The following is an 8,483-nucleotide window of genomic DNA, read 5'->3' as shown; positions in this document are numbered from 1 at the left end:
AGCCCTGAATCGCCCCCTGGTGGCGGTTTACGGGTCAACTTCGCCCGATCATACGCCGCCCATGAACAAAAACAGTGAAACACTGTCTATGAAGCTGGATTGCAGCCCCTGTTTCAAAAGGGAGTGCCCGCTCGGGCATTTGAACTGCATGAAACAGCTGTCTCCAGACAGGGTTCTGGCTGCCATCGCTCATCTGACGACCGACCAGGACGGTCACCATGAAAAGCATCCTGAAATAACGCTGGTCGAAGAAGGAGGTAACGCCCGTTGACTCAACCAAGGCATGTTCTGGTGGTAAAAACTTCCTCTATGGGGGATATCATCCACACCCTTCCGGCACTGACCGATGCCGTATCAGCCATACCCGGTCTTCGTTTTGACTGGGTGGTGGAAGAGAGTTTTGCCGAGATTCCAGCCTGGCATCCCGCGGTTGACCGGGTGATTCCTGTCGCTGTGCGCCGCTGGCGCAAGTCGTTGCTGCAAACCTGGAAATCCGGGGAGTGGCAGCAGTTCAAAAAAGCCCTGGGTGCCAGTAACTACGATGCCGTGATTGACGCCCAGGGGCTGTTAAAAAGCGCTTTCATTGCCAGAAAAGCCAAAGGTCCTCGCTTTGGGCTGGATAAACAGTCTGCCCGTGAGCCGATTGCCAGCCGTTTTTACCAGTTCCCTCAAGCGGTCCCATTGGAACAGCATGCCGTTGAGCGTGTTCGCCAGCTCTTTGCCAAATCGCTGGCCTATGTATTACCGAAAACACCGGGTCAGTTTCTGCTGAATAAAGACAAATTCCCCAAAGGGCTGATTAAGGACAAGCCTTATGTGGTGTTTATTCATGGAACCACCTGGCCAACCAAACACTGGCCTGAAAACTACTGGTGTGAGTTGGCGCAGAAAGTGAATCAGGCTGGTCTTCAGGTCGTATTGCCCTGGGGTAATGACCATGAAAAGGCCAGGGCAGAGCGCATTGCCAATGCCAGCAGCCGGGCCACCGTGCTGCCGAAGCTGTCACTGGCTGACGTTGCTGGCGTGATTTGTGAAGCCCGGGCAGCCGTTGCCGTTGATACCGGCCTGGGACATTTAACAGCAGCACTGGAAACACCGGCGGTCTCGCTCTATGGACCCACCAGCCCGGTAAAAGTCGGTGCTTATGGCACGGGACAGAAGCACCTGACCCTTGAACACTGTCCAACCGGCGAGTTTCCTGCCACCAATCCCGGAATTTTTGCACCGATGACACCGGATGTGGTCTGGCGGGCTCTTGAGTCACAGATCGAACGTTAATCCTTATCACAACATAGAAGTTTCCGTTTATTCCATGCTGACGACCACAGTTGCGCCATAGACGGAAAATGCCTAAAGTGGCCGATTTTTACCCCTCGGGATGATAAATGACCAAGCTGGAACAAATGAACGCCATTTTGGCAGATCTTCTCAAGCTGGATACCAGTGAGTTCAATGAACAGACTGAACTGCTGGGAGCCCTTCCGGAGTTCGACTCCATGGCCGTGGTTGGGTTGATTACGGCAATGGAAGAAACCTTTGGCATTGCCGTCAACGACGATGATCTGGACGCCGAACTGTTCGAAACCGTTGGCTCTGTTCTTTCCTATGTGGATGCAGTTGGGGCAATTGCCTGATGGTTATTTCCAGGCCAGATTAATTCCGGCCTGGCTCTTCTCACAATAACAACTCCACCACTTCGGGATGCCCGAGAAACTTCTGAGGGCTGGCGGTTGCGCCATAAGCGCCAGACTGCAGAACCACGATATAGTCTCCCACCTCCGCTTTTGGCAATGCCAGTTTTGCCCCGACAACATCCAGAGGCGTACAGAGCGGTCCGACAATCTCGACCACTTCCTGTTCGCCACTGTCAAGGCAATGGGCCAGAACTACCGGGTAATTTTTTCGGATGACCTGGCCAAAGTTGCCTGAGTTGGACAGGTGATGGTGCAGCCCGCCATTGGTCATCAGGAAGGCCTGTCCACGGGATTCTTTTTTATCCGTCACCTGACAAATATAATACCCCGCCTCCCCCACCAGCCAGCGCCCAAGCTCCATCACCACCTCTGATGACTTGAGCGAATCCGGACGATGATCCAGAAGGTACTGCAGGTTTTCGGCAATACCTTCCATTGCCAGCGTCTGTTCTCCGGGGAAGTAAGGAATGCCCAGGCCGCCACCGATATTAATATGCCTGACCGGGGCTCGAACCAGGTCGGCCAGCCTGGCGGCCAGCTCAAAGGTTTGCTGATGGCACTCAATCAGAGACTCTGCCTTGAGATTCTGTGAGCCAGAAAAAATATGGAAACCCTGAAAGTCCAGTTTATCCAAATCAAGCCCCGCCAGAATAGACGGCATTTGTTCAGCATCTATACCAAACTGTTTGGGGCCGCCGGCCATTTTCATGCCGGAGGTCTTTAACTCAAAGTCCGGATTCACCCGAAATGCGATACGGGGGCGAATACCCAGCTGCTGGTGACAGAGGTACAGCCGTTGCAACTCCAGGGGGGACTCGATATTGATGGTAATACCCGCCGCAACGGCAGCTCTCAGTTCATGTTCTCCCTTGGCCGGCCCGGCAAAACTGATATTGGCCGCCGCCATACCGGTACCCAGGGCAACCAGCATTTCCCGGTGGGAAGCAACATCCAGCCCATCCACACACTGTGCCATATGGCCCACGACGGCGGGCATCGGGTTGGCTTTTATGGCGTAGTGAAGCTTCAGCTCTGCGGGCATCTGCTGACGAAACTGGGCGACTCTCTGGGTCAGGGCCTGCCGGTCGTAGATGTAGCAGGGTGAAGAGCCGGCAATCGTCACCAGATCAGCAGCGGTATACCCGGCAATCAGTAATTGGTTATCCCTGGACTGAAGACTGGCCAGCCGGTGATGTCCTTTAGTCATTTTCTCTTGCCCAAGATCATTCACGAAACAGGAGCCTCCTCGTCCTGAAACAGCCTCCGGTAGGCTTCCAGTAATGGCTTGCGATCAATTTTACCATTGGGATTTCTGGCAAGTGTCGTTTGCTGGATAACACGGATGGGGACCATATAAGCGGGCAGACATTGCTGGCAGTGGCGGATCAATGAGGGTTCATCGATTTCACTGCTGCTCACTACGACCAGAACGATGGCCTGCCCCAAACGGAAGTGCGGGACACCAATAGCCGCCACTTCTGCCACCAGCCCGGATGAATAAACCACCTCTTCCACTTCCGTTGGGCTGACCCGATAACCGGAGGTTTTGATCATATCGTCGCGACGACCGACAAAATAAATATATCCATTGTCGTCTTTACGAACAATATCACCGGACCAGACGGCCAGCTCTTTGCCCGGAATTCCCGGTATGGCACAGGGTGCAGGCCGGAAGCGTTCAGCGGTTCGCTCCGGATCATTCCAGTATCCCATGCTGACCAGGGCACCACGGTGCACCAGCTCGCCGGGTTCATGGGGTCCACAGATCTCACCCAGCTCATTGATCACCATCACATCCGCATTGGGAATGGCTTTACCCATAGACCCGGGTCGTAAATCAATCTGTTCGGGAGGAAGAAAGCAGGAGCGAAATGCCTCGGTCAAACCATACATCAAGTAAGGTTTGGCATAGCGAAAACGCTGTCGCAGTACGGCCAGGGTGGCCGTCGGCATGGCACCACCGGTATTGGTAAAGTAGCGCAGACTGTCACCAGCCCCTTGTGGCCAGGGCAGATCGGCTATCTGAACCCAGAGTGGCGGAACCAGGCCAAGCCCGGTGATCTGCTGTTTCTCCACCGTTTTAATCACATCCCCGGGGAGAAGGTATTCCAGTAGATAACAGCTGGCACCCACCAGAAATGCCGTTGTCAGCTGGCTGAAACCGTAATCAAAACTGAAGGGCAAAACACAGAGCAGGCGGTCTTCCGGTGTATTGCCCAGATACTGGGCAACACTGCTGGCCCCCGTGACCATATTACGGTGTGACAGCACAACGCCTTTGGGCTTTCCTGTACTGCCGGAGGTATAAAGAATCGCCGCCATATCCGCATCAATGGACGACACCGGTTCCCACCAGGCACAGGGCTTGAGGAAATTTGCCCAGTTCATTGGGTTGGCGGATTGTCGATGAACGAAAGTACTATCAGACAAGGGATTATTGACCGGGTCCTCATCAGCAAGGTCACCATCAACCAGAATCACTTGCATAAGGTCATGGCACTGGTGAATTTCAGCTTCCAGCTGCTGATAGCGGGCTTTGTTAGTCATCAGCACACGAACATTGCAGTCTTTGAGAATATGAAAGACCTGGGGCGCTTTCAGCACTGGATTGACGGGCACCATAACGCCACCGGCGGCCGTTGCACCAAAGTAGCTGAAGACCGCTTCCGGCGTTTTAGGCAGGTAGATTGCCACCCGTTCATGTTGCATCAGACCCAGCTTTTGCAACCCGGCGGCCACCGAACGAATCTGTCGGGAAACGGTCTGGTAATCAAACCACTGGTCTTTGCAGCCCAGGGCTTTCGAGGAAGGCGAACGTTCTGCCTGGCGCAGAACAATCTGGTGTAACAACAAGCTCATGGGTTTAACAACGGCTCAAAAGTATATCAACCATGGCGGTTGATCTATTCCCATGGGTTGTCATGGGAATAGAAGGCCACCGCCACACTTTAAAGTGTTTTACGGGCATTCAGCACAGCCTGCCGGACCTGCTCTGGCGCTGTACCACCGAGATGATTACGGGCGCTTACCGAGCCTTCCAGCGTCAGGACATCAAATACATCCTGCCCGATCGTATCGGAGAAAACCTGAAGCTCCGCCAGCGTCATCTCAGACAGGTCCCGGCCTTCCTGAATACCAAAGGCCACCGCTTTACCCACCACTTCATGGGCATTCCTGAAGGGCATGCCACGGCGCACCAGGTAATCCGCCAGATCGGTAGCGGTGCTGAAACCCCGGCGGGCGGCTTCCAGCATGTTTTCTTTACGGGCCTGAATATGCGGCACCATATCAGCAAACGCCCGCAGACAATCCCTGAGGGTATCCACCGTATCAAACAGTGGTTCCTTATCTTCCTGATTGTCTTTGTTGTAAGCCAGCGGTTGGGATTTCATCAAGGTCAGCAATGACACCAGATGGCCATTGACCCGGCCGGTTTTGCCTCTGACCAGTTCCGGCACATCCGGGTTTTTCTTCTGCGGCATAATGGAAGAGCCGGTACAGAAGCGATCTGGCAGGTCAATAAAGTTAAACTGCGCTGAAGTCCACAGCACCAGCTCTTCAGACATGCGTGACAAGTGCGTCATGATCAGGGCCCCGGCGGCACAGAACTCAATGGCAAAGTCCCGGTCACTGACGGAGTCCAGAGAGTTGCGGGAAGGGCGCTCAAAACCAAGGGCAGAAGCCGTATATTCCCGATCAACAGGGTAGGTGGTGCCTGCCAGTGCAGCAGCACCCAGGGGGCTGATATTAACACGCTTGCGGCAGTCCTGCAGGCGCTCATCGTCACGCACCAGCATCTCATACCAGGCCATAAGGTGATGACCGAAGGTCACAGGCTGTGCTGTTTGCAGATGGGTAAAGCCTGGCATGATGGTGTCGGCTTCACGCTCGGCAACCACCAACAGGCCGTGCTGCAGGCGCTTGAGTTCTGCTGATATGGCGTCAATCTCATCACGCAGCCATAAACGAATGTCGGTAGCGACCTGGTCATTTCTGGAGCGCCCGGTGTGCAGTTTTTTGCCGGCAGCGCCAATGCGATCCGTCAGGCGAGCCTCGATATTCATGTGAATGTCTTCAAGTTCAATAGACCAGTCGATACGGTCCTGCTCAATATCCTCAAGAATACCTTCAAGGCCAGAGATAATGGCGTTGAGTTCATCTTCGCTCAGAATACCTGCCCGGTGCAGCATCCGGGCATGGGCCACTGACCCCTGGATATCGTGGCGATAGAGGCGTCGGTCAAAATCAATAGAAGCGGTAAAACGGGCAACAAAGGCATCGACGCCTTCGCTGAAACGCCCACCCCATTGTTGATTAGAGCTGTGGTTACTGCGTTTTTCACCCTGATCTGCTGAATGGCTTGCCGACATTAATCTCTTCCCCACCCGGTTCTCATTTTTTAAAGACGAACGTACAATCAATACCGCTCCGGCATTGGCGCGTTGTGAGCGGAGGCATTATATCGGTGTCATGGCTTGATTGCATCGCCCACCTCCTTCCGGGCAAGAGAATAGACAGACTTCCGATAACAATAATGCACTGCCTCTTTCCTGAGAGGCCGCCTGAGATAAACAGCCCCTGATAAAAACGGGTTCTCAAATAAGTAGTTAACCAAATGAAATCGTATTTTCTGACTAAGTGGACAGCCACTCTGCGGCGTTACAACTCCGGTCACATAGCTAAGGCTATGCTCCCTTCGTTGTGCCTTGCATAGTGACTGCCCACTTAGCCAGAAATATACGATTCCATTTGGCCAACTACTTAGCATTAAGAACAAGAGCCGCCCCATGATGATCCAGCCCCGGCACAACAAAGATGACTTTTTTCTCCCCGATCTTGGGTCAGGTCAGTCGGTGTTGATGCTGGTGCTGATTTCTGAGTTGTTTGTCCTGGTTCAGGTGCTTGCCCTGCCTGGCGAGGTCGACTTCAGCTGGACACGACTGGCCATGCTGTCACTGTTTGTTCAGTGGATTGTGCTCTCCAGCAGCGCCTTTCTCTATCTGGCCAGGCCTTTCCTGAAGGGGCTTCTCACCTGGCAGTCGGTCATGATTTCTCTGTTGGGCGTACAGATCATTACGCTGCTGCTTACGTTGCTCTCTCAGGCCTTACTGTCGCCAGTTCACTTTGCACCGGACTGGCAACAGGTCAACCGCAATCTGCTGGCGGCACTGATTATCTCGGCCATGCTGCTGCGCTATTTTTACATTCAGTATGAAGTCAGTTTGCAGCAGCAGGTTATCCACAATGCCCGCCTCGACTCATTGCAGGCGACGATGCGCCCGCATTTCCTGTTTAACTCCATGAACATTATTGCCAGCCTGATTCAGGTCAACCCTGAAAAAGCAGAGCAGGCGGTGGAAGACCTGTCAGACCTGTTCAGGGCCAGCCTGCAAAATCCCGGTCAAAATAAGAGTGCGGTCGTCCCCATCCAGAAAGAGATACAGATCAGCGAAAGTTACCTGAGAATCGAGCAGCAAAGGCTGGGTGAGCGCCTTGAGGTCAAGTGGCTGGTTGGTGAACTTCCGCACAGGCTGTCTATTCCTCCCTTTACTTTGCAGCCTTTGGTGGAGAACGCCGTTTACCATGGCATTCAGCCACTGGAGGCCGGTGGCTGCATTACCATCAGCATCAACATTGATCAGCAAATGGTTCAGATTTCTGTAGAAAATCCGATGCCATATACTGAGACCATTTCCAAGGGCAATCAGATTGCCTTGAACAATATCCGTTCCCGCCTGGCGATGCTCTATGGCAGCAAAGCCAGCCTGACCACGGATATCCGGGAGCATTCCGGTGTCAAATGGTACACGGCGCAGGTGCACTATCCCTGCCAATGGGACAACGCTGTTGATTTACAAATTTGATAAGAACATTGATAAATTACTGACGGGAACCGATCACTGAACAATGAATGTCCTGATTGTTGATGATGAGCCACTGGCCCGGGAACGGCTGAGACACCTGATTGGCCGGATTGATAACTTTATGGTGCTTGAACATGAGGCCAGCAATGGACGGGATGCCATCGATCTGTGCAGCCAGTACCGCCCCGATATCGTGTTGATGGACATTCGTATGCCCGTAATGGGCGGTCTGGAGGCTGCCAGGTATATCAGCGCCATGGACAAGCCACCGGCGGTGGTTTTCTGCACCGCCTATGACAATCATGCCCTGGAAGCGTTTGATGCCCAGGCCGTGGGTTATCTGCTGAAGCCGATTCGTCAGGACCATTTGCATCAGGCATTGCAACGTGCCAGCAAAGTTAATCGACTGCAACTGGCCTGGCTGAACGACCATCTGCCAGAGCATCAGGAGCAGGGCCATATCGCCGCCAAAACCCTGCGCGGTATCGAGTTGGTTCCCCTGAATGATGTGCTCTACTTTATGGCGGATAATAAATATGTGACGGTCCATCATCGCCAGGGTGAAGTGCTGATTGATGATTCGCTCAAAACCCTGGAAGAAGACCACAGCCAGCACTTTGTCAGAATTCACCGAAATGCGCTGGTGCGCCGTGATGCCATTGAAAGTCTGTCCAGGGATGATAAGGGGCACTGTTTTATCCATCTCAGGGAAGTGCCACAGCCACTGTCCATCAGCCGACGTCATGTGCCGTTGATCAAAAAAATCATGCAATCCCTGTAAAGTCTGACCTCCCTTCCGGGCTCTGCTTGGCCAACAGAGCCTGCCTCTGTCTCTTAAAGCCGGTCTGTCGTATTATCCCTCATAAATGTTTTGCCAGCAGTGTGTTTGTCTATAGCTGGTACTAGGAGGCTGTCCGAGAATAGT

At 53.4% G+C, this 8,483-nt stretch carries 8 protein-coding genes; 5 read left to right on the top strand and 3 right to left on the bottom strand.

Features of this window, described 5'->3' with window-relative positions; all coding sequences use genetic code 11:
* From ACO6V1_RS21060 to ACO6V1_RS21050, 3 genes are all read left to right on the top strand, one after another.
* Positions 1-271: glycosyltransferase family 9 protein (locus ACO6V1_RS21060; protein WP_422468361.1), on the top strand; the 271-nt coding region annotated here is incomplete at its 5' end.
* The gene (gene waaC / locus ACO6V1_RS21055) at positions 268-1,278 is read left to right on the top strand and encodes a lipopolysaccharide heptosyltransferase I (protein WP_422468359.1); all 1,011 of its coding nucleotides are present in this window, start codon (positions 268-270) and stop codon (positions 1,276-1,278) included. The genes ACO6V1_RS21060 and waaC, both read left to right, overlap by 4 nt.
* Positions 1,279-1,385: 107 nt before the next feature.
* Positions 1,386-1,634, top strand: coding sequence for an acyl carrier protein (locus tag ACO6V1_RS21050; protein WP_101745297.1), 249 nt, complete (start codon positions 1,386-1,388; stop codon positions 1,632-1,634).
* A 40-nt stretch (positions 1,635-1,674) separates the two neighbouring features.
* Here ACO6V1_RS21050 and ACO6V1_RS21045 read toward each other — a convergent pair whose 3' ends face one another.
* The 3 genes from ACO6V1_RS21045 to argH all read right to left on the bottom strand — a co-directional run bounded on the left by ACO6V1_RS21045 (position 1,675) and on the right by argH (position 6,064).
* Complete coding sequence (locus ACO6V1_RS21045; protein ID WP_422449711.1) at positions 1,675-2,925, bottom strand: pyridoxal-dependent decarboxylase, exosortase A system-associated; 1,251 nt, start codon at positions 2,923-2,925, stop codon at positions 1,675-1,677.
* On the bottom strand, positions 2,922-4,553 hold the full coding sequence (locus ACO6V1_RS21040; protein ID WP_422468357.1) for an acyl-CoA ligase (AMP-forming), exosortase A system-associated: 1,632 nt from the start codon (positions 4,551-4,553) through the stop codon (positions 2,922-2,924). Before ACO6V1_RS21040 ends, ACO6V1_RS21045 begins: the two co-directional genes overlap by 4 nt.
* Before the next feature lie 89 nt (positions 4,554-4,642).
* Complete coding sequence (gene argH / locus ACO6V1_RS21035) at positions 4,643-6,064, bottom strand: argininosuccinate lyase (protein ID WP_422468355.1); 1,422 nt, start codon at positions 6,062-6,064, stop codon at positions 4,643-4,645.
* 417 nt (positions 6,065-6,481) lie between these two features.
* On the opposite strand from argH, the gene ACO6V1_RS21030 reads away from it, so the two are divergent.
* Positions 6,482-7,558 carry a sensor histidine kinase gene (locus ACO6V1_RS21030; RefSeq protein ID WP_422449708.1) on the top strand — a complete coding sequence of 359 codons (1,077 nt, stop codon included), beginning with the start codon at positions 6,482-6,484 and terminating at the stop codon, positions 7,556-7,558.
* 43 nt (positions 7,559-7,601) lie between these two features.
* Positions 7,602-8,339 carry a LytR/AlgR family response regulator transcription factor gene (locus tag ACO6V1_RS21025; protein WP_422468353.1) on the top strand — a complete coding sequence of 246 codons (738 nt, stop codon included), beginning with the start codon at positions 7,602-7,604 and terminating at the stop codon, positions 8,337-8,339.
* The last annotated feature ends 144 nt before the right edge of the window (positions 8,340-8,483 follow it).

Source organism: Endozoicomonas sp. ALC013, assembly GCF_049310205.1.
Classification (GTDB): Bacteria; Pseudomonadota; Gammaproteobacteria; order Pseudomonadales; family Endozoicomonadaceae; genus Endozoicomonas.
The sequence above is the reverse complement of the archived record's forward strand: the minus strand, read 5'-3'. Positions and strand labels throughout refer to the sequence as shown.

What these genes read in the sequence shown, in the direction of transcription:
- ACO6V1_RS21050 (WP_101745297.1), top strand. Translation starts at nt 1,386, where the DNA reads ATGACCAAGCTGGAACAAATGAACGCCATTTTGGCAGATCTTCTCAAG.
- ACO6V1_RS21040 (WP_422468357.1), bottom strand. Translation starts at nt 4,553, where the DNA reads ATGAGCTTGTTGTTACACCAGATTGTTCTGCGCCAGGCAGAACGTTCG.
- argH (WP_422468355.1), bottom strand. Translation starts at nt 6,064, where the DNA reads ATGTCGGCAAGCCATTCAGCAGATCAGGGTGAAAAACGCAGTAACCAC.
- ACO6V1_RS21030 (WP_422449708.1), top strand. Translation starts at nt 6,482, where the DNA reads ATGATGATCCAGCCCCGGCACAACAAAGATGACTTTTTTCTCCCCGAT.
- ACO6V1_RS21025 (WP_422468353.1), top strand. Translation starts at nt 7,602, where the DNA reads ATGAATGTCCTGATTGTTGATGATGAGCCACTGGCCCGGGAACGGCTG.